31 protein-coding genes and 1 pseudogene are annotated in these 24,709 nt (G+C 57.9%); 11 read left to right on the top strand and 21 right to left on the bottom strand.

Features of this window, described 5'->3' with window-relative positions; all coding sequences use genetic code 11:
- Positions 1–3 precede the first annotated feature (3 nt).
- From ACO2Q2_RS13065 to ACO2Q2_RS13095, 7 genes are all read left to right on the top strand, one after another.
- Positions 4–1,341, top strand: coding sequence for an ABC transporter ATP-binding protein (locus ACO2Q2_RS13065; protein ID WP_423256219.1), 1,338 nt, complete (start codon positions 4–6; stop codon positions 1,339–1,341).
- Positions 1,341–1,913: a CatB-related O-acetyltransferase gene (locus ACO2Q2_RS13070; RefSeq protein WP_423256220.1), complete on the top strand. Its 573-nt coding sequence runs from the start codon at positions 1,341–1,343 to the stop codon at positions 1,911–1,913. The genes ACO2Q2_RS13065 and ACO2Q2_RS13070 overlap by 1 nt, the downstream gene beginning before the upstream one ends.
- Before the next feature lie 39 nt (positions 1,914–1,952).
- On the top strand, positions 1,953–3,284 hold the full coding sequence (locus ACO2Q2_RS13075) for a class I SAM-dependent methyltransferase (RefSeq protein WP_423256221.1): 1,332 nt from the start codon (positions 1,953–1,955) through the stop codon (positions 3,282–3,284).
- Between the two features lie 64 nt (positions 3,285–3,348).
- On the top strand, positions 3,349–5,862 hold the full coding sequence (locus tag ACO2Q2_RS13080) for a glycosyltransferase family protein (protein ID WP_423256222.1): 2,514 nt from the start codon (positions 3,349–3,351) through the stop codon (positions 5,860–5,862).
- Positions 5,863–5,864: 2 nt separating this feature from the next.
- Complete coding sequence (locus tag ACO2Q2_RS13085) at positions 5,865–6,827, top strand: CgeB family protein (RefSeq protein ID WP_423256257.1); 963 nt, start codon at positions 5,865–5,867, stop codon at positions 6,825–6,827.
- Positions 6,828–7,020: 193 nt separating this feature from the next.
- A complete protein-coding gene (locus tag ACO2Q2_RS13090) occupies positions 7,021–8,628 on the top strand; it encodes a hypothetical protein (RefSeq protein ID WP_423256223.1) in 1,608 nt (535 codons plus the stop codon).
- 124 nt (positions 8,629–8,752) lie between these two features.
- Positions 8,753–9,313 carry a hypothetical protein gene (locus tag ACO2Q2_RS13095; RefSeq protein ID WP_423256224.1) on the top strand — a complete coding sequence of 187 codons (561 nt, stop codon included), beginning with the start codon at positions 8,753–8,755 and terminating at the stop codon, positions 9,311–9,313.
- 123 nt (positions 9,314–9,436) lie between these two features.
- On the opposite strand, the gene ACO2Q2_RS13100 is transcribed toward ACO2Q2_RS13095, so the two are convergent.
- From ACO2Q2_RS13100 to ACO2Q2_RS13150, 11 genes and pseudogenes are all read right to left on the bottom strand, one after another.
- Positions 9,437–9,829 (bottom strand): GtrA family protein, encoded by a 393-nt coding sequence (locus ACO2Q2_RS13100; RefSeq protein WP_423256225.1) that lies wholly within the window; start codon positions 9,827–9,829, stop codon positions 9,437–9,439.
- Positions 9,826–11,115, bottom strand: a complete 1,290-nt coding sequence (locus ACO2Q2_RS13105; RefSeq protein ID WP_423256226.1) for an NAD(P)/FAD-dependent oxidoreductase — start codon at positions 11,113–11,115, stop codon at positions 9,826–9,828. Before ACO2Q2_RS13105 ends, ACO2Q2_RS13100 begins: the two co-directional genes overlap by 4 nt.
- Before the next feature lie 53 nt (positions 11,116–11,168).
- Complete coding sequence (locus ACO2Q2_RS13110) at positions 11,169–11,840, bottom strand: methyltransferase domain-containing protein (protein WP_423256227.1); 672 nt, start codon at positions 11,838–11,840, stop codon at positions 11,169–11,171.
- An 82-nt stretch (positions 11,841–11,922) separates the two neighbouring features.
- A complete protein-coding gene (locus tag ACO2Q2_RS13115; RefSeq protein ID WP_423256258.1) occupies positions 11,923–12,864 on the bottom strand; it encodes an NAD-dependent epimerase/dehydratase family protein in 942 nt (313 codons plus the stop codon).
- Between the two features lie 23 nt (positions 12,865–12,887).
- Positions 12,888–13,625: an SDR family oxidoreductase gene (locus ACO2Q2_RS13120; protein WP_423256228.1), complete on the bottom strand. Its 738-nt coding sequence runs from the start codon at positions 13,623–13,625 to the stop codon at positions 12,888–12,890.
- Positions 13,626–13,627: 2 nt separating this feature from the next.
- Positions 13,628–14,932: an FAD-binding oxidoreductase gene (locus ACO2Q2_RS13125; RefSeq protein ID WP_423256229.1), complete on the bottom strand. Its 1,305-nt coding sequence runs from the start codon at positions 14,930–14,932 to the stop codon at positions 13,628–13,630.
- On the bottom strand, positions 14,932–16,332 hold the full coding sequence (locus ACO2Q2_RS13130; protein WP_423256259.1) for a UbiA family prenyltransferase: 1,401 nt from the start codon (positions 16,330–16,332) through the stop codon (positions 14,932–14,934). Before ACO2Q2_RS13130 ends, ACO2Q2_RS13125 begins: the two co-directional genes overlap by 1 nt.
- Before the next feature lie 170 nt (positions 16,333–16,502).
- Positions 16,503–17,005 (bottom strand): annotated as a pseudogene (locus tag ACO2Q2_RS13135) (electron transfer flavoprotein subunit alpha/FixB family protein).
- Between the two features lie 61 nt (positions 17,006–17,066).
- Positions 17,067–17,261 (bottom strand): type II toxin-antitoxin system HicA family toxin, encoded by a 195-nt coding sequence (locus tag ACO2Q2_RS13140; protein ID WP_423256230.1) that lies wholly within the window; start codon positions 17,259–17,261, stop codon positions 17,067–17,069.
- Positions 17,258–17,587, bottom strand: coding sequence for a type II toxin-antitoxin system HicB family antitoxin (locus tag ACO2Q2_RS13145; RefSeq protein WP_423256231.1), 330 nt, complete (start codon positions 17,585–17,587; stop codon positions 17,258–17,260). The genes ACO2Q2_RS13140 and ACO2Q2_RS13145 overlap by 4 nt, the downstream gene beginning before the upstream one ends.
- Positions 17,588–17,611: 24 nt before the next feature.
- Positions 17,612–18,334, bottom strand: a complete 723-nt coding sequence (locus ACO2Q2_RS13150; RefSeq protein ID WP_423256232.1) for an ATP-binding protein — start codon at positions 18,332–18,334, stop codon at positions 17,612–17,614.
- 104 nt (positions 18,335–18,438) lie between these two features.
- On the opposite strand from ACO2Q2_RS13150, the gene ACO2Q2_RS13155 reads away from it, so the two are divergent.
- Genes ACO2Q2_RS13155 through ACO2Q2_RS13165 form a run of 3 tightly spaced genes read left to right on the top strand, consistent with a single transcriptional unit; the run spans position 18,439 to position 19,165 of the window.
- The gene (locus ACO2Q2_RS13155) at positions 18,439–18,684 is read left to right on the top strand and encodes a type II toxin-antitoxin system MqsR family toxin (RefSeq protein WP_423256233.1); all 246 of its coding nucleotides are present in this window, start codon (positions 18,439–18,441) and stop codon (positions 18,682–18,684) included.
- Positions 18,645–18,734: a type II toxin-antitoxin system MqsR family toxin gene (locus ACO2Q2_RS13160; protein ID WP_423256234.1), complete on the top strand. Its 90-nt coding sequence runs from the start codon at positions 18,645–18,647 to the stop codon at positions 18,732–18,734. The genes ACO2Q2_RS13155 and ACO2Q2_RS13160 overlap by 40 nt, the downstream gene beginning before the upstream one ends.
- A gap of 2 nt (positions 18,735–18,736) precedes the next feature.
- Positions 18,737–19,165: a type II toxin-antitoxin system MqsA family antitoxin gene (locus tag ACO2Q2_RS13165; protein ID WP_423256235.1), complete on the top strand. Its 429-nt coding sequence runs from the start codon at positions 18,737–18,739 to the stop codon at positions 19,163–19,165.
- Here the strand turns inward: ACO2Q2_RS13165 and ACO2Q2_RS13170 are convergent.
- The 5 genes from ACO2Q2_RS13170 to ACO2Q2_RS13190 all read right to left on the bottom strand — a co-directional run bounded on the left by ACO2Q2_RS13170 (position 19,086) and on the right by ACO2Q2_RS13190 (position 20,724).
- Complete coding sequence (locus tag ACO2Q2_RS13170; RefSeq protein WP_423256236.1) at positions 19,086–19,496, bottom strand: DUF4143 domain-containing protein; 411 nt, start codon at positions 19,494–19,496, stop codon at positions 19,086–19,088. The genes ACO2Q2_RS13165 and ACO2Q2_RS13170 overlap by 80 nt on opposite strands.
- Positions 19,497–19,519: 23 nt before the next feature.
- On the bottom strand, positions 19,520–19,726 hold the full coding sequence (locus tag ACO2Q2_RS13175; protein ID WP_423256237.1) for a type II toxin-antitoxin system RelE/ParE family toxin: 207 nt from the start codon (positions 19,724–19,726) through the stop codon (positions 19,520–19,522).
- A gap of 79 nt (positions 19,727–19,805) precedes the next feature.
- Complete coding sequence (locus ACO2Q2_RS13180; RefSeq protein WP_423256238.1) at positions 19,806–20,111, bottom strand: type II toxin-antitoxin system RelB/DinJ family antitoxin; 306 nt, start codon at positions 20,109–20,111, stop codon at positions 19,806–19,808.
- 48 nt (positions 20,112–20,159) lie between these two features.
- Entirely contained in the window at positions 20,160–20,348 is a 189-nt protein-coding gene (locus ACO2Q2_RS13185; RefSeq protein ID WP_423256239.1) for a hypothetical protein, read from the bottom strand.
- A gap of 85 nt (positions 20,349–20,433) precedes the next feature.
- The gene (locus tag ACO2Q2_RS13190) at positions 20,434–20,724 is read right to left on the bottom strand and encodes a type II toxin-antitoxin system RelE/ParE family toxin (RefSeq protein ID WP_423256240.1); all 291 of its coding nucleotides are present in this window, start codon (positions 20,722–20,724) and stop codon (positions 20,434–20,436) included.
- 278 nt (positions 20,725–21,002) lie between these two features.
- On the opposite strand from ACO2Q2_RS13190, the gene ACO2Q2_RS13195 reads away from it, so the two are divergent.
- Positions 21,003–21,299, top strand: coding sequence for a hypothetical protein (locus ACO2Q2_RS13195; RefSeq protein ID WP_423256241.1), 297 nt, complete (start codon positions 21,003–21,005; stop codon positions 21,297–21,299).
- 73 nt (positions 21,300–21,372) lie between these two features.
- Here ACO2Q2_RS13195 and ACO2Q2_RS13200 read toward each other — a convergent pair whose 3' ends face one another.
- The 5 genes from ACO2Q2_RS13200 to ACO2Q2_RS13220 form a co-directional block, all read right to left on the bottom strand.
- Positions 21,373–21,675 carry a type II toxin-antitoxin system prevent-host-death family antitoxin gene (locus ACO2Q2_RS13200; RefSeq protein ID WP_423256242.1) on the bottom strand — a complete coding sequence of 101 codons (303 nt, stop codon included), beginning with the start codon at positions 21,673–21,675 and terminating at the stop codon, positions 21,373–21,375.
- Between the two features lie 242 nt (positions 21,676–21,917).
- A complete protein-coding gene (locus ACO2Q2_RS13205; protein ID WP_423256243.1) occupies positions 21,918–22,862 on the bottom strand; it encodes an electron transfer flavoprotein subunit alpha/FixB family protein in 945 nt (314 codons plus the stop codon).
- A 123-nt stretch (positions 22,863–22,985) separates the two neighbouring features.
- Positions 22,986–23,381, bottom strand: coding sequence for a type II toxin-antitoxin system VapC family toxin (locus ACO2Q2_RS13210; RefSeq protein ID WP_423256244.1), 396 nt, complete (start codon positions 23,379–23,381; stop codon positions 22,986–22,988).
- Complete coding sequence (locus ACO2Q2_RS13215; protein ID WP_423256260.1) at positions 23,378–23,629, bottom strand: AbrB/MazE/SpoVT family DNA-binding domain-containing protein; 252 nt, start codon at positions 23,627–23,629, stop codon at positions 23,378–23,380. The genes ACO2Q2_RS13210 and ACO2Q2_RS13215 overlap by 4 nt, the downstream gene beginning before the upstream one ends.
- Before the next feature lie 313 nt (positions 23,630–23,942).
- On the bottom strand, positions 23,943–24,689 hold the full coding sequence (locus ACO2Q2_RS13220) for an electron transfer flavoprotein subunit beta/FixA family protein (RefSeq protein WP_423256245.1): 747 nt from the start codon (positions 24,687–24,689) through the stop codon (positions 23,943–23,945).
- Positions 24,690–24,709 lie beyond the last annotated feature (20 nt).

Here is a 24,709-nt window from a genome sequence, read left to right on the forward strand (position 1 = left end):
CAAATGGCTGAATTTGCAATTCAAGTTGCTAGTGTCTCAAAATGCTACCAAGTTTATGATCAGCCACATGATCGACTAAAACAGGCAATTTTACCTCGCTTACGTAGCGTCACAGGTCTTTCCCCGCGGAAGTATTTCCAGGAATTTTGGGCGCTGAAAAATATCTCCTTTGAAGTGCGGAGAGGGGATACCGTTGGTATTATTGGCCGAAATGGCTCAGGAAAGTCCACTCTACTTCAAATTATTTGCGGCACTCTTAATCCAACCTCGGGGCATGTCAAAGTTTATGGACGCGTGGCTGCTCTCCTGGAACTTGGGGCGGGATTCAATCCTGAATTCACGGGGCGGGAAAACGTGTATCTCAGTGCAATGATTCTCGGACTTACGAAGGATCAAATAGATGAGAGGTACGATCGAATTCTTGCCTTTGCAGACATAGGCACATTTATCGACCATCCTGTCAAGCTTTACTCAAGTGGCATGTACGTTCGATTGGCTTTTGCCGTTATAGCGCACGTTGATGCGGATGTAATGGTTATTGACGAAGCATTGGCTGTGGGCGACGCTGTTTTTGTTCAAAAGTGTATGCGATTTTTACGCTCATTTCGTGAACGTGGAACACTACTTTTTGTTAGTCATGATACCGGTTCTGTGCTAAGTTTTTGTCAATCAGCGCTGTGGCTTGACAACGGGCATATCCGGCTTCAATCCTCAGCTCAGGAAGTTACTCAGGCTTACATAGAATACTGTGCTCAGGAAAGCTATGGCGACGAGGTCAAGTTGCAGAGTCTTGAGCGTCGCGAGCGCTCAGATCGTAAAACATCGTTCATGCCAGCCAAGCCCATCGAGGAAGTGAGGTTGGAGCTTTTCGATAATATTGCAAACTCGGATGGGTGGCAGTCGGGAGTGGCCAGTATTTCGTCAGTTCAATTGACCAACATGAGCGATCCGGACCGCTCGCATTTTTATGGAGGGGAACGCGTACTTCTACGTATCAGCGCTGAAATACATCGAGAGATGAAAAGCCCTATTCTTGGGTTCTTCGTCAAAGATAGTCTTGGGCAGTCACTGTTTGGCGAGCACACCTTCACCCATGTGCAGCCGCCGCTTCATGTGAAGGCTGGGGAGAAGCTTGAGTCAGAGTTTGTTTTCTATTTGCCATTGCTTCCAAATGGCGATTATTCAATGACTGTCTCCATTGCCGAAGGAGATCCCTTGACGAATACCCAGCATCATTGGTTGCATGACGCATTGATTATAAAAGTTTCCTCTCCTTCGCTCCGCTATGGTCTAGTGGGCATTCCTTTCGAGCGAGTTGACATGCGCAAGATAGGTGACTAATGGACGAGGCGCGCAAGAGTCATATCGATTCGTTGGTGAGTAACGATCACCGAATTTCAATTGGTCGTTTCACATACGGGAATCCCTCTTTAAAGGTTTGGGGGGAAAACGACACGCTGAGTATCGGGTCCTTTTGTTCTATCGCCGACGAAGTGGTTATTTTTGGGGGGGGCGAGCACCGAAGCGATTGGGTAACCACGTTTCCACTGCGAATAGCATTCGGTAATGCGTTAGCCGGATTGGACGGCCACCCCGCCAGTAAAGGACCTACTCGTATAGGTAATGATGTATGGATTGGCCACGGTGCCTGTGTGCTTTCGGGCGTAACCGTCGGTGATGGAGCCATCATCGGAGCGCGGGCCGTTGTTACCCGCGACGTAATGCCCTATACGATCGTGGGGGGGAATCCGGCGAGAATTTTAAAGAGGCGCTTTACGGAAGGCCAGATAGCGGCCCTTCTTGCCATTCGTTGGTGGGACTGGACAGTAGAAGAAATTCATATGCGTCAGCATTTGCTATGCAACGACGACATCGATGCCTTCATAGAAGCATTCATTCCCAAAGCGTGTTGACAACCGGCGTCCCAAAAATTGGTTGAAAAGAGAGAGGCGATGTTAAACTTTCCAATTAACAACACTATGTTCATGACACCGCAAAGCACGCCCGAAAGTGCGTGGCTTGGACACATTCCTTTTGCGGGTTGGTTGGTGGAAGAGATGCGCCCCGGCATTTTTGTTGAATTGGGCACTTATCGCGGAGCATCCTATTTGGCATTCTGCCAGGCAATCCAGCGATGCGCCGTGCAGACGAAGTGCTTTGCTGTTGACTCTTGGAAAGGAGACAAGCACTCCGGGGAGTACGGTGAGGACGTCTATCTGAATTTGCTTGATTACCACCAGCGGAATTACGCGGATTTCTCACGACTGTTGAAAATGCCTTTTGACGACGCCGTCCAGTATTTCGATGAGCGCAGCATCGATTTGTTGCACATCGATGGAATGCATACATACGAGGCAGTCCGAAGCGATTTTGAGACTTGGGCGCCAAAGCTCTCCAAGAGAGCTGTTGTTCTATTCCACGATGTCAATGTGCGTGAGCGTGAGTTTGGAGTCTGGCGGTACTGGTCAGAATTGGCTTCTCGCTATCCGTCCTTCGAATTCACGCATACGCATGGGTTAGGCGTGCTCTTGGTTGGGAATGAGCAGCCTGAGGCGTTGTTGCATTTGTGCCGCGCCAAGGACTCAGAGGAGACAGTACTGATCAACCGGCTTTTCGATCAGATGGGTCGACTGATTACGTCGAACATCGATATCGGCACCCTTGCACGGGAGCAGGGGCGGCTTGCTGGACTGCTCAATGAGACTAATTTGGCCAATGGTTCGTTGGTAGCAGAGAATGCTGCGCTGAAGGATTCTTGTCTGGCATTGGAGTTGAAGCTTGACGAGCAGCTTGAGATCTACCGAAAAGAAGTCCAGAGGAATAGCGAGCTGTCTGCTGGTGCAGCGAGGGCTGCCGAGTTGGCCACAAGCGTGGAGCAGCTGCAGGCAAACTACCAGAAAGAAGTCCAGCGAAATATCGAGTTGTCCGCTGCTGCAGGGAGGGCTGCCGAGCTGGCTACAAGCGTGGATCAGTTGCAGGCCAACTACCAGAAAGAAGTCCAGCGAAATATCGAGCTGGCGACTGCGGCTACGAAGGCTGACGAGTGCACCGCGCTCGTGAGGCAGTTGCAGGGCGAATTGGCCCGCACCGCAGACGTTCTGTCCGTGGTTGACCAGATACGATCTGATCTGTCGCGTCTATCCGAGTTGCTGGTGCTAAAAAACAGCGAGTTGGAGCGGGTTACTATGTCGGCTCATCAAGTGGAACTTGAGGTCGAGAAAATGAAGAAGTCACTTAGCTGGCGACTGACGTCGCCATTTAGGACTCGTCAGCGCAAAATCTAGGCGACCATCAAGATCTTGTGGTTGTGTCTCAATAGAAACTCAAACAAAAAAACTGGAATGTTCGATGAAACCAAGGACAGTACTGCTACTCGATACTAAGCGGAGCAATCCGAATCACTACATTTGCTTGGCCATCGCCAGGGCTCTGCGCCAAAGCGATCGAGTAGGTAGCGTCATCAAGTCCAGCTACGCCACTGCGATACGCGACGCGCAGGCGGAAGCGTGCGATCTATTTATTGCGTTCGATGGTGAGGAACTGGACCGGGCAATCATCGAGCGGGTAACTCAGGTGTGCCGTCATAGCGTGCTCTGGGTGACCGAAGATCCTTACGAGCGCAGTGTCAATATGCAAAACGCTGATTTATTCGATCTGGTGTTCACAAACGATGCTGGGAGCGTGGACGCCTATGGTGGGAAAGGGCGTCATCTGCCGTTTGCATCTGATGAACACTTTCATTTTCATGGTGTTCCTGAGCATGACGATGGCCACTATTTTTATGATCTCTTTTTCGCCGGTACTGCGTGGCCAAATCGATCAGAATTTCTGGCTGAGCTCAAAGCCGCGATCCCAGGCATCAACCTGAAGCTTGCGCTTCCGGCTAATCCCCACATTCCCGAACCGAAGCTGGGTATGTGCAAAAGCGAATACGATTGGCGCACCCCGAATAGCGAGTTCGCGAAATTTGCGAACCGAAGCCGTTCTGTCCTGACACTGCATCGGGACTTCTCTTCATCAGGTAACGACCGGGTTGCACTCACTCCGGGACCCCGCTTTTTTGAGGTCGCGCTCGCTGGTGGGTTTCAATTGGTGGATACCTCCATTGCGGATATCCGGGTTGGTGCTTACTTCCAAGAGGGTAAGGAATTTATTAGTTTTGACGGCGTCAGAGATTGTGTAGACAGGCTGGGCTATTACCTCACGCATCCGCAGGATCGGCTACGGATCGCGCGCAGCGCACAGCAAAGAGCACTTGCCGAACATCTATACGCCAATCGCGTTGCAAGCCTGTTGGCGTCGCTTGAAGATATTGCTGCAGAGGATTGCACGTGGAAGCTTGCGGCCCCACGAGGCCGCAGTCGGCTGCTGATCGTGTCGCACAACATCCTTGGGGTTGAGCCATACGGCGGGGTGGAGGTCTACCAGGAGTCCATTCGCCAGGCGCTCAAGGGCCGGTTCGAGATCATGTTCTACGTTCCAGACAGGTCAGTGCAACCCGCGGGTATGCGCTATCTCATGCTGGACGAAAACATGCAGGTACTTGAGAGCTTCGACTGCAATTCTAGGATCGATGAGGCCTTGCTTTCTTGTCCAGAGCGTGAAGAACTGTTTTCGCGTTTGTTGCGTCACTATGAAATTGAGGTGGTGCACTTTCAACATTTGATCGGACATGTGCCTTCGCTTGGATTCATTCCGTCTTCACTGGGTATTCGATCAGTGCTTAGCCTGCACGACTACTATTCTGTCTGCGCGCGATTTAATTTGCTGGACTATCGCGGAAGGTATTGCAATATTTCAGAACTGCCGCCTGCAACTTGCGATGTCTGCCTGAATGCATCGCAAGGTAGTGCAGCGGGAAGTCAGGCCCGGCGGCGGGCTTTTTTTGGCAGGATGCTACTGGCGATAGACGTATTACACGCCAATACAAAGGGCGTGGCTGAACTCTACCGCAGGATGTATCCGCTGCTTGATGGTGATACGAGAATTGAAATCCTTGGCGTCCCGATGCCGTTGGACGAGGATGCCACGGAAGTACGTGCCAAAGGAGCCGATCACTCTAAGGAAGGAACGCTGCGAATCGCCATCCTCGGTAATTTCACACATAACAAGGGTGGCGACCAGCTGGTCCATGCGTTAAATCAGCTGCGTGCCGATGACGTAGAGTTCACGATATTCGGAAAGGTCGCTGAACCTTATAACGAAATTTTCGATGCGCTTGAGATTCCCAACGTGCACGTCCACGGTGCTTACGCACCCGGTACTTTGCCGCGGATCATGGTGGGCTACTCGATGTCCATGCATTTTTCCCTCTGGCCGGAAACCTACTGCATCAGCCTGTCGGAAGCCTGGAATGCTGGACTGGTTCCGATTGTGTCGGACATTGGGGCACTTGGTGAGCGCGTTACTGACGGTTTGAATGGATTCAAGCTACCTGCTGGTGAAGCGGGCGCTATTGTGGCCCTGGTTCGGCGTTTGATATCAGATCGTGAAACGATCGAATATGCCCGATCCAATATTCACAAAAAGTTAGGTGTCGAATACGACGAGCATATGCTTTGGCTAGGTAAGTTATACGAGCGTTTGCTGCCAGCCCAGCCATTCACGCCAACTGCCGCGTCGGCCTTGGTGTCGCGTGGCAACTCGATCAAGGATCTCGATATCCTTCTCGTGGATCAGGCTTGGACCAGTGTGTCACTTGCAGCCAGGATCACCGTAGATGACAAGACGCAACTCTCAGTTACGCCGGAGGCCAGTGTGCTTCAGCGAGCGTATCGCTTCTTCAGAAAGCATGGGGTTATCAAGACGTTAATCCGAGTAGTGACCTTGGTTAGGGGAAAGCAAATGGGAGAAGCGAAGTGAGTATGCCTTCGAGAGTCCTCGTCTGTGGCGCATCTCCCGACAATCAGAACCGCAATACCGTCCTTCGTAGTTATGTTGTCGAAGGTTTCGCCCAATTGCAGGGAATTGAACTGGTTTACAACGTGCCATTGGAATATGCAGCAGAAAAATCGTGGGGTGTGCGGCCTGAACTCGTTGTCTGTTTTGGTTCATGTATGCCGGATGATGCCGACTATTCTCACCTCCGAAGTTATTGCAATAAGACCGGTACGCCAATGGTGTTCTGGCTTCATGATGACCCCTATGAATTCGATTACAACTATAAGTTGAGTGGGGTTGCGGATATCATATTCAGTAATGACCGTTGGTGCGCTGAGCACTACGATCATCCCAACACCTATCATTTGCCGTTGGCGGCCAGCGAGACGTTTCACTACCGAAAAATTGACGTCACTGCTAAAAACGTCAATGTATTCTTTTGCGGTGTGGCGTTTGCCAATCGAGTTCGCTTGCTGCGAGATCTGGCCAAGCCGCTGGCGGAGATGGACGCTACTATCTTGGGAGCAGATTGGCCGGCCTCTGAATTGCCATTCTGTAGAAATACGCGCCTACCAAACGCTCAGCTCTCTGATCATTACGCGCGCTCCTGGATAACATTGAACATGGGGCGCGACTTTCATTACGCCAACGATCGCTTCAGACTGGAACCATCGACACCTGGGCCACGGACCTTTGAGGCGGCCATGGCGGGGACAACACAGGCAATGTTTGTCGAAAGCCTTGAAATTATGGATTATTATCAACCGGGTTCTGAATTTTTACTTTACGATTCGGTTGCGGAGTTTACCCGCCATATGGCGGAGATGACTAGGGATCGGCAGCGATGCTTGTCCATCGCTCAGGCGGCACAGCAACGAACACTGCGCGACCATACCTACAAATGCCGCGCGGAGACTATGCTGCGGCAGGTTTCACAGTGCCAGTAGTGCTGATCCAGGAGCAAATGATTTCACGTGTTCGACGGACGACACCATTTTCTAAGAACATCTCGTTTAACGTATTGCGGGGCCACAACAGTCAACCGGACATTAGCGAGTGGACATTAGTTATAAATAGATAACTTGCATTTAGACTACTCTTATTAGTCAGCAAAGAAATTCATGTTCCGAGGACAGCACTTTGGCGATTTACTTTGATTCGATACCATTTGTGATTTTGTTAACCGCGGTAGTGATGTTATCAATCATTGGGGTCGGTGTTGCATGTTTTCTAGCAATTACGGGAAAATCATCAAATCTTAATGGCGTTGAGGTTCTGGCATATGGTATTGCTTGTGGCGTCGGTATACATGCATGCATGGGGATTATTACTGTATGTCTGCCTTGGTCTTATCAATTCAACGCAGCTGCTACGCTAATCGCCTGCAATATAAGCGCATGGATTTACTTGTGGCGTGTGAAGATCTTTTCAGTTCTTTCAACCGGCGGATGGTTTCTTACAAATATACTAATTGCTGCTTGGGTATTTATCGTTGCTGTGTGCCTATTGATAACTTATGCGCCAATAAAATTTCCAAACACGTTGGTCGATGGTCCATACGTCATAAAAAATCACGATCTTCACGTGAAGATACAGGTAATAACCGGAAATCTACCCGCTGACAATTACATTCCATATCTTGCTGAGCAGTATCTACTGAGAGATATTCAATTCAGTGAAGAACGGCCTCTTATGCCTGGCCAAGAGCTTTCGAATCGTCCTATATTGATGTCCCTTGTCGCCCTTCCATTTGGAGCGAGCTTTGATCCCCCACCTAAGCAGTATGGCAAACTGCCGAAATTTACCTACGTAGGGACTCTTTGGCCCGACGTGGGTCGGTTAGGTAGTGATAGGTATTTTCGGTCTTTTTTGGTCGTCGGGATAGTACTGAATGCCATGCTTGTTGTAGCTGCAGGTCTTTTGTTTGCGTCGTTTGGCCTTTCAAATGTGTACTTGGTGGTAGGTCTAATCCTTCTTATTATTAACCCCTACGTCATTTCCCAAGTGTTGTTTACGTGGCCTAAAGAGATGGCGGCATTTTTTTTGCTGATGGCAACTCATGCAATTAGGTTTCGACGAAACCTAGTACTTGCAGGCATACTGAGCGCGCTAGGCTACCTGTCCCATCCTTATGCCATCGTATTCGCTTTTAGTTATGCAGTGTATTTATTTCTATCCGGAAGTGATATTTCGGTGCGCATAAAGAAGGTGGTCACGTTTGGCGTCTCTTTCGTTCTGGTTGTAGCTCCCTGGTTTATATGGTCCAGAATTATTCTGGCTATCCCTTCCGACTTGATAGCTCAGAACTTTGATTCAAGCGCTTCCATTGTGGATTTGCTTTGGGTCCGCTTACATAATGGGTACATCGCTACTTTTCCGAGCTTTTTTCAGGACTATCCGCTACTGGCAAATCAGTTCGTGCAAGAAAATTTGGTGAGTTTACCTGGCGCGGTGGGGCTATTTTTTATATGGGCGGCCTATGCGGGTTGCTTCTATTACGCTCGATCACTTCGCTTCCTGATATTTTTTGGTATAGTGATTCCCGGTGCACTCTTGATTGGGGTCTTTAGTAGCCCTGCAGTTCCGGTACTCATGGGATTTCAGGCTATCGCTCCAGTTTTACTTTTGCTCTCACTTAAATGGATGCAAGATAGGCTTAAATTTCGTTGGCTAATAATATGTTTTGCGTTTCAAGTGTCGACAAGCGTAGCGATGATTGTCGCTAGGGCCAGTTCATTAGGGTTGTAAGTAATGAATTATATCGTCCTGGCGCGTACGTATTTTCAATTTAATGGTTTGGCATATTTATTTTCTGCGACCCAATCAAGCCTGGAATGTATCCAGTCTTTTGAATTATCGTTGAGGTGTCTTTATGAAGAATATATACCTAGTTTCAGGCGCTATACTTTTTGCAATGTTGACTGGTTGCAATCAGCACGCGGCTCAGAATCCCAGTAGTGACGTTGATATGTCAAAAGGAACGCCTTCCGCTAATCAAGGGACGAGTTTGATTGAAGCTCCACTAGACGGGCGAAGTAATGCTACAGAAGGTCTTGCGTCCAATCAATCTATAAAGGGTGAATTCGTTGTACCGCGGGGTGGGGTTGTTGAAAGCTTTGATGTGCAAGTTGGTAATTACGGAAATTCGTCGGCCGGACGTCTGACAGTTCATGTCTGTCAAGATGAAAAGTGTTCAGATGGTTCGGAGGATTTAGCAGCATCTAAGGATAATATGTATTTCAAGATCCCGTTAACCAAGTCGCTGATGCTTGTGTCGGGTCATGCGGTTAAATATGTACTCACGCGTTCATCTGGAGACAATCGTTTGGCCGTTTATACCTATCCGAATAGCGAGCCCACGTCCACCATAACTCTGCCGGATGGAAAGGTTCTGCCGCGGACACTTAAAATTGGCTTAGAGCTTGCTAAATGAATGAGACGCGTAGAAGTTGCTAGTGTGATTGACGCAGACCATCGGCCCACGCCGGCTGATGGTTTGCGAAAAAGGTAACTTCAGCAAGAGCTTTTCCGGGCTAATCAGGGAAATCAGACATCTTTATTGCCTGAACGATAGGTGTTTATGCCCTAGATAGCTGGTCATCACCGGCACCAGCACGCCTACGCCGTGTGCAATCGTTTCGGCGTGTGTCCCCATTCCAAGCGCGGGCAGCGCATATTTGGCCAGGATGACGCTGATGGCCAGGGTCTGCACCAAGGCTGCCAGGTTGACGATGGTGAACCACCAGGCCTGGTTTCGTAGCGTGTTGGCGGCATTGACGAAGACGAAGGTGCGATTGAGGACGAAGGCCGATATAAGGCCGATGCAGAACGCGATGATGATCGACGGGATGTACGGCAGCCAGTAACTCAGGACGATGCGCGAGCCGAAGTTTGCAATGGCGGCAACACCGCCCGTCACGAGGAACTTGATGAATTGGCGCGACATCATATGGACGTTCCAATCGCGCTAGTAGCCAGCTGGCGTGCGACGGCGATACTTTCGTTGATCGAGCGATCCTCCGGGTAGTAGTACGAGGTATCCGCCATGTACAGACCGGCAATCGGGGTCTCCATGGGCGGCAGCATGTCGTAGAAGCCCGGCGGGCAGATGGTCTGGGCAAAGTCGTAGCGATGACAATGCCGGGCGAGCACCCAGTCCGCTGAAAAGGCCGGGTTGAGCTTGGCGAGGTAGCCGATCACCTCGTCGATCAGTTCGTCGTTGCTGTGCGCCCACTTGGGATGTGTCTTGGGCATGTAGAACGGCGCATAGAGGACTGAGGGCGTCATCTGGTTGAGGTTGGTGTACTCGATGACGCCGGGTATCTCGATGCTCGCGTCGTTGATGTTCATCCAGAAATTTTCGCTCAGGGGTTGCTTGAGCTTGAGGATCACGCAGGCCACAGGGATGTTCTTGATCCGGTTGATGCGGGCGGTGAACTCGGCTGGCAGGTCGGGCACCAGCCGGGGCACGTACTGAATCGGGGCGGTGGATATCACCGCCTGGCAGCGGCGCTGCTCGCCGCCGACCTCGACGCTGCTGACGCGGCCGTCGGTGACGTTGACCCGGTCGATACCGGATTTGAGGTGGATGCGCCCGCCGCGTTCGACAATGAAGCGCTCCATGGCTTCCAACAATGTCGCCGACCCACCCTCCAGGTAACCCATGGTTTCCTGCATGAGATTGCGGCGCGACAGCGCCACGCGCTTGATGCGGGTACCGATCCAGGCGGCGGAGATCTCCTCGCTGTGCTCGAACAGCTTCAGTTCAAACAAGCTCTTCCACAGCACGTTGTAAGCACGGTCGCCTACCCAGCGACGGATCCATTCGGTGGCGCGCATGCGGTCGAACGGACGCCAGTCCTTGATGCCCTTGGCGTACATGGCGTGCACGCCGTAGCGGAGCTTGCCGATCAGGCCCAGCCCGTCGAACGCCAGCAGGGCGAACGGGGTGCCCCACCGATACAGCTTGCCGTTGTAGTAGAAACCCATCCTGGTGTCGGTCCAGCGCAGCTTGTCGCTGAGGCCAAGCTCGGCCAGCAGTTCGAACAACGAGTAGTCGGTCTTGCAAATGAAGTGGTAGTAGCGCTCGATCTCCAGGCCGTCGAAATCGAACGTGGCGGACATCCCGCCGATGCGGTCGTCGCGCTCGTGGATGTCGACCTCGTGGCCGCGCTTGAGCAACTCCATGGCAGCCATCAGGCCCATGGGGCCGGCGCCAATGATCTTGAAATTCATTGCCTGATTCCGAAAGATGCAAATTTTTGATGCAGCGTGGACACCGACGACCTTCAGGCCGGGACGGTACCCACCAGGAAAGCCTGCTTGCCGATGTATCGCCAGAACATGGGCAATCGAAGGTAAAGTGCCACCAGCCATGGCGACTGGGGCAGGCGGCTCTTGGTCGTGTATGGAAGGAATCTTGGGATGCAGACGGGGACGTCGAAGCCGGCCAAGCCAAGCGCTTCGGCCAAGCTGCGGTCCGTAAGTGCCGTGTGATGGTCGAAATAGTCCCAGTATTCTCCCGGGAGGTAGCGGATATTGGGTTGCAAGATCATGACGCGGCCGCCGGGCCTGAGAATGCGGCGGGACTCGCGGAGGGTATTCAGCACCAGCTCCTTGCTGGGCAAGTGCTCGAGAAAATTGCTCATGAACACGCAGTCAACGCTGCCGGAGGGGATCGACGAGAGCTGGGTGCACGACTCATTGATGACTCTGATACCGGCGTTGGCGCGGGTGGATACGTCAGGGTTGAGATCCACGGCAATTTTGTCGGCGCACTGAATGTTGTTGATGAACTCGCAATAACCCGCGCCGATATCAACCACGGTATCGGTTGATTTCACGTATTTCTGGAAATAGTTCCGGCAGAGAACTTTCCATATTTCATTCTTGCTTGCCTGGGCGTTCTTGTCGAAACGCGCTTCATACATGCTTTTTAGTACTTCAGCTTCCGAGCTCATGTTTCAAACCTTTTGCAGAGTGAATGTCGATAGCCGCGTCGCGACTCACGGACCTTGGGGCGGGGGGCGTGTTGTCGCGCGCCTATCGTTTGAGGGTTATGCCTGAATATTTTTCATCGCAATAGCTTTCGCGGATCGCCTCGGCGAACGGCGTCTGCCGTACGCCAAACACCTGCGCCGTATCCACACCGTGAAACTCGTCGCCGGCAGTCAGTGCCTTGAGCTGGTCGGCGGTGAACGGCGGCTTGCCGCTGAACAGCGCGTAGACGCGCAGCAGGAGGTGGAACAGGCCGTAAGGGATATGCACGATCACCGTGCGCAGCCGCTTGGCCTGCTTGATGGTCTTGATGATGTCCACGTAGTCGATGCGGGTATCGCCGACCACGTCGTACACGTCGCCATCGGGCTGCGTCGCGATGCAGTGCGCGATGCAGCGGCAGAAGTCCCGTTCGTACAAGGGCTGGCGCATGTAGCGGCCATCACCCGGAATGGGGAACACCGGCGTCTTGGCCATGAAGCGGGACAGCCAGCCCAGGTGCTTGGGATCAAACCAGCCGAACATCAGGGTGGGGCGCAGCACGCAGTGGGTGAGGCCGCTTTCCACCACCATTTTCTCCTGCGCCTTCTTGGTGCGGGTGTAGTCGTCGTTGGCCACCGACACCACCACCGAGGAGCTGATGTGCACCAGGTAGGGCACCGCGTGCTGGCGCACGGCATCGAGCACCTTTGCGGTGGCATCGAGGTTATTTCGTACAAAGAGCTCCGACGACTTGCCGGTGATCTGGGCGTGCAGCTGCACCACGCAGGCGGCGCCGGCAAATGTCTGCGTCCAGTCACCGTCCTCGGCGAGGTCGGCCTGCACGGTCGCCACGTCGGGATGCAGCTGGCGCAGGATGTCCAGGTTGTAGGCATGCTTGTCGATCGCGACCAGCCGGGTATAGCCCTGCGCCTTCAGTTCCACGATCAGGTTCTGGCCCACCAGCCCGGCAGCGCCGGTGAGTACCAGTTTGGCGTGTTTGTCGATCTTGCTCGTGGGGTGGTCAGTGGTCACAGCTTGATGCGCTTGAAGATGAATTCGGGAATGTGGCGGATGATCAGCATGATCGGCAACCAGAACCCCGGCAGATACACCACGCTGCGGCCGCGATCGGCGGCGCGCACGATGCCGCGGGCAATCGCTTCGGGTTTGGCCCACAGCGCGCCCTTGGGGAAATCGCGGGTCATCGGGGTATCCACAAAACCCGGCTTGATGGTGAGCACGTTCACGCCGCCCTTGGCCAGCCGCTGGCGCAGCCCGCTGGCAAAGGTGCTGACGGCGGCCTTGGCAGCGCCATAGAGATAGTTGCTCTGCCGGCCGCGATCACCGGCTACCGATGAGATGACGGCAAGTACACCGGACCGTTGCGCCTCCATGCGGGGCGCGATCGCCGTCATCAGCGCGATGGTGGATGTGCCGTTGGTGGCAAATTCGGCCATGGCCGTTTGCACGGACGTTTCGCAGGCTGTCTGGTCGGGCAGGGTGCCGTGCGCAATCAGTACCACATCCACCCCATTGAGCCATTGCCAGGCTTGATCCAGCGCACCGGCATGGGCCGCCAGATCATTCACTTCCAGCGTGTCACAGCTGACATCGGCCGCGCCGCGGACGCGAAGATCGTCGCGAATGGCATGGAGTCGGCTTGCGTTGCGGCCGATCAGGAAGATGCGCGCACCGCGTTGCGCGTAACGTCGCGCGGTGGCCTCGGCAATGGCCGATGTGGCGCCGATGATGAGTACTCTGAGCATGCTTACTCCATGACCCTGCGCCAGAAGCTGGACGAGAAACGCGGGTCGATAAACGGGTGGAAGGTTTCCCATGCCGGGAAATACTGGCGGAACAGCTTGCCAGACAAGCGCGCATCCTTGGCCGGATACACTGCCCCGCCCGCTTTGGCGACGACCTCGTCCAGACGATCCAGCAGTTGCAGCGTGTGTGCGCCACGGTTGGGAAAGTCCAGCGCCAGAGTGGCCCCTGGTCGCGGAAAGGACAGCAGTCCGGGCGAGCGCCGCTGGCCAAATTGCTTCAATACTGCGAGAAAAGAGCCGCTACCGCTGGCCGAGATCATCCGCGCCAGCTGTTCGACGCAGGCTTCCGCGGCGGCTGGTGGTACCACGCATTGATATTGCAGAAAACCGCGCGGACCGTAGATGCGGTTCCAGTCGCGGATGCCATCCAGCGGATAGAAGTGCGGCTCGTAGTGGGTGGTTTGATGTACCACCTGCTGCCGCTGGCGATGGTAGTACAGCGTGTTGAACGCGCGCAGGCTGAGCGGGTTGATCAGCGACACCGGCGGTACCAGCGGTACCCCGAGGCGACGGGCGCTGGCCGCCGGGCGACGATCGGGATATGCCGGCGCATGATTGGCGCGGGTGAACAGGCCACGTCCCAGCGCGCGCCCCTTGGCCGCACAGTCGATCCAGGCCACGGTGTACTCGTAGTCGCGGTCGGAGGCTTCGGACAGACGAAAGAAGCCGGTCAGATCCTTGAAGCGATGAACCTCGGTGCTCATCCAAGGCCCGGCGATGCGGCGCAGCTGGATGCGCGCCCAGGTGACCAACCCGGTCAGGCCCAGGCCGCCGATCGTGGCGGCGAACCATTCCGGATGGTCGACCGGGGTGCATAGCCGGCGACTGCCGTCGGAGCGCAGCAGTTCAAACGCCAGCACGTGGCAGCCGAACGTACCCGCCTTGTGGTGGTTTTTGCCATGGACGTCGTTGGCGATGGCGCCACCGACGGTGATGAACTTGGTGCCCGGGGTCACCGGCAGAAACCAGCCCTGCGGCACCACCAGCTCGAGAATTTCCGAGAACAGTACGCCGGCCTCGCACTCAAGTAGGCCGGTTGAAGAATCGAAACGGATGTAACGATCAAGGCCGCGCGCGTGCAGCAGCGTACCCCCGTCGTTGAGGCAGCTGTCGCCGTAACTGCGACCGTTGCCGTGCGGCAGCATGGAACCATCCGTGGTCGGCAGCAGTGCATGCCGGTCAGTGATCACCACAACCGACTGCGTGGCGGCAGGATAGCGTCCCCAGGATTGACCGACCGTGGCCATCAGATGGCGAGCAGGGCGATCAGGGCTGCCAGCCCGAGCAGCACACGGCTGACGCTGTCTTTCACCGCGAACACCACCGGATCGTCGTGCATGATGCCGCGGTGTGCGATGGCCCAGGTGCGGCTGATCCAGTACAGCAGCAGCGGACACAGCACCCAAAGATACTGTGGATGGCGATACAGCGATTCGCTGGCGGTACTGTTGATGTAAAGCGCCAGCACCAAGACCGAAAGATAGCCGCTGGACCCGCCCAGCGACTGGATCAGTGGGATGTCCTCCACATCGTAGCCACGACCGCTGGCCGTGACCTTGCCGGCCTTCTGCGCTGCCAGCAGTTCGGTGTAGCGCTTGACCATCGCCAGGCTGAGAAAAATGAACATGGAAAACGCCAGCAGCCAGAACGACGGCGGCGTATCCAGCGCCGCGGCGCCAGCGAGTATCCGCGTGGTGTACAGCAGTGCCAGAACCACAACGTCGAGCATCATGATGCGCTTGAACCTCAACGAGTACGCGCTGGTGAGCAGGTAATAGCCCAGCAGCACGGCAAAGAAAGTCGGTTCCACCAGCCACGCCAGCGCAAAACTGCTGATCAGCAGTGCGATCGCGGCGATCGGTCCAGCTGTGAGCGGCAGCGTGCCGGCTGCAAATGGGCGATGCCGCTTGCGAGGATGCTGACGATCGGCTGCCAGGTCGAGCAAATCGTTGGTCAGGTACACGCTGGAAGCGCACAGGTTGAAGCAGAAGAAGGCCAGCAGCGTATCGGCAACGGCATGCATGTCCAGCATCCGATGGGCTGCGAGTAGCGGCAGGAACACCAGCACGTTCTTGACCCACTGGTGCACGCGCAGCGCCTTCAGCCACTTGTGTACGGAAGCTTTCGGGGAAGCAAAGGTCCGTTCGACCTCAGTGACCCGCGCTGCCGCGCGCGCAAGGCTCGGGCCCGAGGCGATGACGATGGCCGAGCGCGCGTGCTTCCACACGTGCAGGTCGACTGCCGCATTGCCTGCGTAGTCGAAGCCGCGTTCGCCATAGCGGTCAACCAGTGCCTGCGCCTTGTTAGCGCCGGACAGGTTCAGTGCGCCGTCGCTGGACAATGTGAGTTCGAAGCCACCCACGTGGGCGGCGACGAGCTCGGCCAATGCAGCGTCCGCGGCGGTGCATAGCACCACGGGGCGGACTTGCTGCTCGGCGCGCACCCATGTGACGAGGTCGTGGTTGTAGGGAAGGGTGGTGGCGTCGAGCTCGACGCGACGGGCGATCTCACGCTTCAGGCGCGCTTTTCCACCTAGCAACCACAGTAGCATCGCAAACACGGTGAGCGGCTTGCGAGCAAGCAGTGCCAGCGCAGACTCGACCAACAAATCGGAGCGGATCAGGGTGCCGTCCAGATCGACGCACAGCGGAACGAGCGTACGTTCCTGCGGCGATGGTGCTTGGCTTACCTGTGTTTGGGTCATCCGTATTCCCTTTCGATTCTTCGTGCTTGCGCACAAACGCAACGACTTCTCGTGCTCAGTTGGCAGTGAAGGCAAGTTCAAACTGACATTGAGCAGGCATACTTACAGAAGGATCAGCCGATCATTTGCCCCAGCTCCGGAACGATCTTGAACAGATCGCCCACCAGCCCGAAATCGGCGACCTCGAAGATCGGCGCCTCACCGTCCTTGTTGATCGCCACGATGGTACCGGCGTCCTTGATGCCGGTGAGGTGCTGGATGGCGCCGGAGATGCCGATCGCCCTGTACGCTCGGGGGCGATGATCTTGCCGGTCTGGCCGACCTGCAGTTCGTTCGGCACGTAGCCGCCGGAGACCATCTTGCTGGCACTCTGCAGGTCGGGGCGGTCGCTGCCGCCCTGCCTCAGTTCGACGAAGCGGGCGTGCGTGGGTCGTGTCACGTCGGCGGTCAGCGTCTCGATCGGGGCGGCGCCGGTGCCGTTGGCGTCGACGGTGTCGGCCAGCACCAGCACGTCGATGGCCTCGGGCCTGACCGCGACGGCGGCGCTCACGGCGCGCGCGGTGGAGGGGTTGAGCCTGCCGTGCAGGTGTTCGGCGATGACGAGGATCTTGCTCATGGCCACGTATTGCCTGATTCAAGCCAAGCCGCGGAGCGGCTTCGACTTGGTTGTGGAAGGGTCAGAGCCGCTCTGGCTCCTGGATGCCGAGGTCGCGGCAAATCTTGCGAGCCAGGTGATCGTTGATATCGCTATGCCGTGGAATGGCACTGCGGTTGCCAAGAGCAGGATTGTGCCACCATGAATGACGGCCACCTTCGCGGAGGAGCCTGCAACCTTCGGATGTGAGGTGTTGAAGAAGATCGCGGCGCTTCATACCGCGATAGGCAGCTCTTCGAATCCATGTCCAGCGGCGCCGATAGCCTCAGCCCGGTTGAATTCGATGGCCTCGACCAAGGTGATCCGCAGGGACTCAAGAAGCTCTTCGCGGCTGGTCTCTTGGCAGTTCACTCCGGGAACCTCCTCAATCCAGCCGATCCAGGCGTCGGCTACGCGCTTTACGACCGCAGTGTAGGTATGTTGCATGGGTTGCGCCTTCAGCTTTTTTCGCAAGGATACCCGAATGTGGGCAGCGGTTTCGACGTCGACTTCATTGAGTACGGTCGTATTGGTACGGATCATTGCCAGCTCGACCCATTCCATTACACACAACGCGAACCACTTGCCTTATTTCTTCTCCCAGAGTGCCCGCAACGGTACGGCAAACAGGCCGTCACCAAAGCTGGCGCAGGTTTCTCCGTCGTACAGCACCACCCCAGCGACGAAACGCTTGCCTGCCGCGTCGCGCAGCTTGCGCAGGCCGCGGAAGTCGCTGGCGTTGACCGTGGCGGAGGCCTTGACCTCCACGCCGGCCACGGCGCGTGCACCTTGTTCCATGACGATGTCTACTTCGGCCATGTCCTTGTCGCGGTAGTGGTAAAAAGCGAGCGACTGATCATGCCAGCTGGCCTGGCGGCGCAGTTCCTGGAACACGAAGGTTTCCAGCAAGTGCCCCAGCAAGGCGCGATCGGCCGCCAGTGCGGTGGCATCGACGCCCAGCAGTGCGCAGGCCAGTCCGGTATCGCCCATGTGCAGTTTGGGTGTTTTCACCAGACGGCTGACCCGGTTGCTGTGCCATGGCGGCAGACGCTCAAGCAAGAACACTCGTTCCAGCAGCGTGACGTAATCACCGATGGTGGGGCGACTGAGCTGGAACGGAGCAGCCAGCGCGCTCAGATTGAACAATTGCGCTGTTTGCGCCGCGGCCAACGCCAGCAGGCGTGGCAACGCTTCCAGCGCGCTGATTCGGGCCAGGTCACGCACGTCGCGCGGCACAAGGGTTTCGAGGTAGTCGCGGTACCAGGTGGCGCGTCGGCGCCCTTGTCCGAAGCGTTCGCGTTGGGCAACCACACCCTCGGCCGCGAGGCCGGAAAGGGTGGCGCACAGGCCAAACGGCGCTCACCCGCGCCATTAACCTACTTGCTAAATTAAACCTATTAGGTTAGGCTTGCCGCATGGAGAAAAGCACGCCTCATTGCAAGCTGGCCGCCGTGAAGACCTTGCTTGCCGACGGCAAGGTGCGCTCTACCTTTTCGGCCTTGGCAGGAGGTGCTGCCTTGGGCTTCGACTTTGACGGCATCGTCGGCGTGGTTGCCTCGCTGACCACGAAGGATTTCTACAAGAGCATGACTACGCATGCGGATCATCGGGTGTGGCAGGCGTGTACCGGCCCCGCACGTCCGCTGGCGAGGTCTACCTGAAACTGACGGTCATCGATGACGTGCTCATCGTGTCCTTCAAGGAGCTTTGACCATGAAATGTCCATCGTGCGCAGGCGCGGAACTGGTGCGAGACACCCGTGACCTGCCCTACACCTACAAGGGCGAATCGACCCTCATTGCGGGCGTCACGGGTGACTTCTGCCCGAGCTGCGGGGAAATGATCCTGGATGTTGCCGAGTCGACGCGGACCAGTGCGGCGATGCTGGATTTCAACAAGCAGGTGAACGCCTCCATCGTCGATCCGAGCTTCATCGCCAGTGTCCGAAAGAAGCTGGCGCTCGACCAACGCGAAGCGGCCGAAATCTTCGGCGGTGGCGTCAATGCGTTCTCGCGGTACGAAACCGGCAAGACCAAGCCCCCACTGGCGCTGGTGAAGTTGCTCAAGGTGCTTGATCGTCATCCTGACCTGTTGAGTGAAGTGAGGGCGGCCGGTGCAGGCCGCGTCCATCGGCGGGCGTGACGGTGGCAGCGGCTTTCGCTTCCACGCCCCAGACATCGCGCCCCCGGGTGATGGCCAGGTCCACTTCCACCTGATCCTTGTCGCGGTCATGCCAGAAGTTGAGCTCCGGCGCAGTCCAGCCCGCTTGCGCGCGCGGCTGCTGAACCACGAAGGATGCCAGCAGATGTCCGAAGCGTTCGCGTTGGGCAACCACATCCTCGGCCGCGAGGCCGGAAAGGGTGGCGCACAGGCCGCTGTCCACCAGGTGCACCTTGGGCGTCTTGATCAGGCGCTTGGCGTGGTTGCGATGCCACGGCGGCAGGCGTTGCACGAGAAACAGGCGCTCGCACACGGCAAGATAGTGTTTTCGACGGTTTACCCGGGTAAGGCGTCGGGCCACTGCTGCGCGCTGTGCAGCACACGCAGGATGCGCACCGTGTCGCCGGCCATCCGATAAGCGGTGATGTACGGGGTGCGGTCGATGACCAGCTCGCGGGTTCCTTCCACGCGGCCGATGCGACCGCTCTCCGGGTGGCGAATCAGCTGCTCCACCTGCAGGCGGATGCGATCATCGACGATCACCGCCGCCTGTGGTTATCCGCCTCGATGTACTCGAAGATGGCGACGCGGTCCTCGATCGCATAAGCCGACCATTCCAGCCTCACTCCTCACCTGCCGCCTTTCGGTGGGCGACGGCCCGGCGCTCGGCGAATCGGGCTTCGACCTGGGCATGGGGGGTCGCCGGCCGTGAGTCGTCCAGAGCCTGCTGCACCTTCGTCCGGAACCATGCGTCATGGGCTGCCGGGTCTGCGGACAGCGCGAACGGCAGCGCACCTTCGTTGGCTGTCCGCGTGAGCAGGATGCGCACGGCGTCGGAGACGGTCATGCCCAGCTGACCCAGAACCGCCGCTGCCCGTTCTTTTACAGCGGCATCGACGCGTGTTTGTATCAGTGCGTTAGCAGCCATGACGGCGCTCCTGTCGAATTGCCATGTCCGGAGTGTAATTCATATGAATTACAGATCAAGTTTTCTCCACGGCCGCGCCAGAGGCACCGCCAGGCAGTGGTCGATGTCGAGCTCGATGGTGCTGTCGCCTGCGTGCAGCACGCCGCCGCCCTCGAAGGCATCGGCCATGAAGACGGCCAGTTCCTCATCGTTTACCAGCGCAAGCGCCGGATCGTAAGCCGTCAGTTTTTCAGCCATGGGGGGTACTCCACTTCTTTGGCCAGCTTCTTTGCCGTGGCGACATCGCGGGCCTGCGTTTTCTTGTCGCCGCCACGCAGTAGTACTAGGGAACCGGCGGCCACTGTTGCGCGCCGTGCAGCACACGCCACACCTCGATGCCGGCTGCACTCTTGACGTACACAACGATGTACGGGGTGCCAGTCGGCACCCACTCGCGCGTGCCTTGTTCACGCCCCTTGCGGCGGCCGGCGTTGGGATGGCTGGTCAGCGTGGACTCGATGCGCTGTTGTAGCTGCGCCATGAAGTCATCGGCGGTGCCTGGCCATGCCGTGTGGCCGTATTCCAGGATGTCCAGCAGATCGGACTCGGCTTTGCCGCTGTACGCGATCGCCACGGCACCTACGCCTTCCGGCGCTGCTTGCCGGTGGGGCCTGGCTTGGCTCGCGTCAAGCTCACGGGCTCTGGCCCGCAGGCGCTCCCACATCACCTCGCTATCGACTAGCTCCACCGTGCCATTCTTGAGGCCGTCCCGCGCTTCGCGCACCTGCCGTTGTAGGAGGGGCTTCAGCCCCGACCGCCCTTCGCCTCAAGCCACCCAGTCGCGACTGAAGTCGCTCCCACAAGGCCGCCGCCAACCTGCCCCTGGAGCCCGATCGGCCAGCCTTCGGGCTGGTGACCGATGAGCGGCACCGTCGCACGGATTCGATCGGGCACGTCGATCGCCGCATCCCAGGCTTCCCGCATCCGAAACGCCGACCTCGGCGCGTGCTGATGATGCACTCGAAGGTCGAAAGCAACGGCATCGCCCGTGAGCGGGTTCCTGCGGGTTGCGTGGTGCTCGATGCCGGTGAGGTGCCGGATGGCGCCGGAGATGCCCGCGGCATGGGATTTGGCGGTGTCCGGACATCATTGACACAAACGCCGACAGGAAACGGCCGCGTTGCTTACTGGCGTACCTCTATCAGTTGAGAGCCTGCTGTCGCTTGCGGTGTAGTGCTCTCTCTTCCGTGCGCCTGCCACGACCGCCTACGTCGCCTGCCGCTCATGCCACCATGGGTACGCCAGCGCGCCTGGCGGCCTTGCGCAAATCCTCGTCGAGCGTGGCCAGCGCAAGACCCTCGCGCAGCGCCTTGATGTCGACGCCGCGGACCGGCTGCGTGTGCATGAAGGTTTTCATGTCCTCCACGGCGCGATCGGCGTCGACGGACCGTGATGTCCGGGGTGGCACCAGTCTCGCCACTTCTTCACCGCGGTTGGTGATGGTGAAAGCCTTGCCATTGCGGACTGCCCTCAGCAGCTCCGGAAGTCTGGTCTTGGCTTCGTACGAGCCGATTTCCGTTTTCATGGGCTTGTCCGTTCAGGATCGTTGCAGACCAGACTATAGACCAGTCGCGTGAAGCGTCAATGTTCCGCCGGTCAGCGCGTGGCCGGGAATCTCCTCGATCCAGCCGATCCAGGCGTCGGCTACGCGCTTTACGACCGCCGCGCAGGCCGGCTGCCTGGGTTGCGCCTTCGGCTTTTTTTGCAGAGGACGCCTTGGAGCGCGGGACACGTGATGGGGTCATGCACCACCGCGCCGCGGGCGGATCAGCCCAGTGCCGCTTCCAGCTCCGGGATGATCTTGAACAGATCGCCTACCAGGCCGATGTCCGCCACCTCGAAGATCGGCGCCTCGCCGTCCTTGTTGATCGCCACGATGGTGCCGGCGTCCTTGATGCCGGTGAGGTGCTGGATGGCGCCGGAGATGCCGATGGCCATGTACAGCTCGGGGGCGATGATCTTGCCGGTCTGGCCGACCTGCAGCTCGTTCGGCACGTAGCCGGCATCGACGGCGGCGCGGGAGGCGCCGACGGCAGCACCGATTTTGTCGGCGAATTTGTAGATGATGTCGAAGTTTTCCTTCGAGCCCACGCCGCGGCCGCCGGACACCACTTTGTTCGCGCTCTGCAGGTCGGGGCGGTCGCTGGAGCCCTGCTGCAGTTCCACGAAGCGGGTGTGCGAGGGCAGGGCGGCGTCGACGGTGATCGCTTCCACCGGCGCCTTGTTCGCGCCGCTGGCGGCGGCCGGCCACGAGGCGGTGCGGATGGTGGCGACCACGGCGTGGGCGGGGTTGGCCTCCACGGTGACGATGGCGTTGCCGGCGTAGATCGGCCGCTTGAAGGTGTGCGGGCTCTCCACGCTCATCACGTCGCTGACCTGGGCCACGCTGAGCAGCGCGGCCACGCGCGGGGCGAGGTCCTTGCCGAAGGTGGTGGAGGGTGCGAACACGTGGCTGTAGCCGGCAGCGGCCTTGGCTACCTGGGGTGCCAGCACGGCGGCCAGTGCATGCGCATTCTCCGGCTTGGCAACGGTGAGCACGCGGCTCACGCCTTCGATGGAGGCGGCTTCGGCGGCGATGGCGTCGACATTGTCGGCCAGCACCAGCACGTCGATGGCTTCGGGCTTGACCGCGACGGCGGCGCTCACGGCGCGCGCGGTGGCGGGGTTGAGCTTGCCGTGCAGGTGTTCGGCGATGACGAGGATCTTGCTCATGAGTGTCTCCGAATCTTTTTGTAGGAGCCCACCCTGTGGGCGATGTTCTTGGGTGGGTGCGAAAAAAGCGTCGCCCACAGGGTGGGCTCCTACCTGGGTATGGGGGTTATTTCTGCTCGCGTGTCACAACAAGAGTGTGGAACGGCCTTGTGCATTGAGCAGCGCGACCGCCTTTTGATCAAATGAGACAAAGGTTTCGCCGCCGAGCCATTGTCCCTCGAAAGCGATCACGCCGTCGGCGAAGTCGCCGCCGGCTTCGAGTATGACCAAGCCCGCTTCAGCGGCTGGCCGATTGGTTTCTGTATTGGCTGCATCGAGCAGTGCCCGGATCGCACCGGACACGTCCGCAGCGGTGAAGCCGTACACACGACGCAGCACCCAGACGAACTCACATAAACACGGCAGCGCGACCGCGACCAGGTCGGCATCCGTCAGCAGCTTGGCGGCAATGTCCGCTTGCCTGGCATCGTCGCGCACGACAGCACGAACCAGCACATGGGTGTCGACGGCGACCTTCACTTGCGGCCAGACCAGCCCGATGCAGCGGCCTCGTTGATTTCTTCGATGGTGGCAACCTTGGCTGTCCGTCCGGCCAGCAGGCCGACAAAACCGGCCATCGACCCGGCAGGTCGGGCGGCTCTCAGTGCGGCCCGCCCATCGGGCAGCAGGTCCAGTTCGATCTTCTCGCCGGGCTTGATGCCCAGATGTTGCAGCACCTCCTTGCGAAAGGTGACTTGCCCCCGGGCGGTAACGGTCAAGGTGGTCATGCGGGTGTTCTCGATATCCTGAAACGCATGGTAATGCTGAAATGCATTATTCGCAAACGCACCGGATCGGTGTCGGCAGAAGATCGACAGACGATCCATGGATCGTGGTCGATGGGCAGGAGCCCGCCCCCCGATCGAGTCGAGGGCAGGCTCTGTGGGCGATGCATTTTCCGCACATCACACATCAAGAGCGTCGCCCACAGGGTGGGCTCCTACAGGGGTGGCATCTGGGTGCTTTTGTGGGAGCGACTTCAGTCGCGACGCTGTGGGTGGGGCGGTCGGGGCTGAAAGCCTCTCCTGCAGGGGTGAGGGGTTACAGCAGGCCTTTCTGCTTGAGGGCGGCGACCAGTTCGGCGGCGTCCTTGACCATCACGCCCTTGCTGCGCCTGGGCGGCGCGGCGTAGTGGGTGGTGGTGAGATGGTCGTGCGACTCCACGCCCAGCGAGGCGAACTCGATCGTGTCGATCGGCTTGGACTTGGCCTTCATGATGTCCGGCAGCTTGATGAAGCGCGGCTCGTTGAGGCGCAGGTCGGTGGTGACCACGGCGGGCAGTTCGGCCTCGATCACTTCCAGGCCGGCGTCCACTTCGCGGGTCACGGTGGCCTTGCCGTTGGCGATCTCCAGCTTGCTGGCGAAGGTGGCCTGCGGACGGTCCCACAGCGCGGCCAGCATCTGCCCGGTCTGGTTGGCGTCGTCGTCGATCGCCTGCTTGCCCATCAGCACCAGGCCGGGCTGCTCCTTTTCCACCAGCTTGAGGAAGGCGCGCGCGGCGCTGAGCGGCTGCACGGCCTCGCTGGTGACCACGTGGATGGCGCGGTTGGCGCCCATCGCCAGGCCGTTGCGCAGGTGCGCGGTGAGGTCGGCCGGGCCGATGCCCACCACCACCACCTCGTCGGCCACGCCTTTCTCGCGCAGGCGCAGTGCTTCTTCCAGCGCGATGTCGTCGAACGGGTTGGCGGAGAGCTTCACGCCGTCGGTCACCACGCCGGTGCCGTCGGGCTTGACCTGGATGCGCACGTTGTAGTCCACGACGCGCTTGTAGCCGACCAGAATCTTCATTCACGTTTCCTAGGGAGTTG

Origin of the sequence: Dyella sp. KRB-257 (assembly GCF_049445995.1) — a bacterium.
Taxonomy (GTDB): domain Bacteria; phylum Pseudomonadota; class Gammaproteobacteria; order Xanthomonadales; family Rhodanobacteraceae; genus Dyella_A.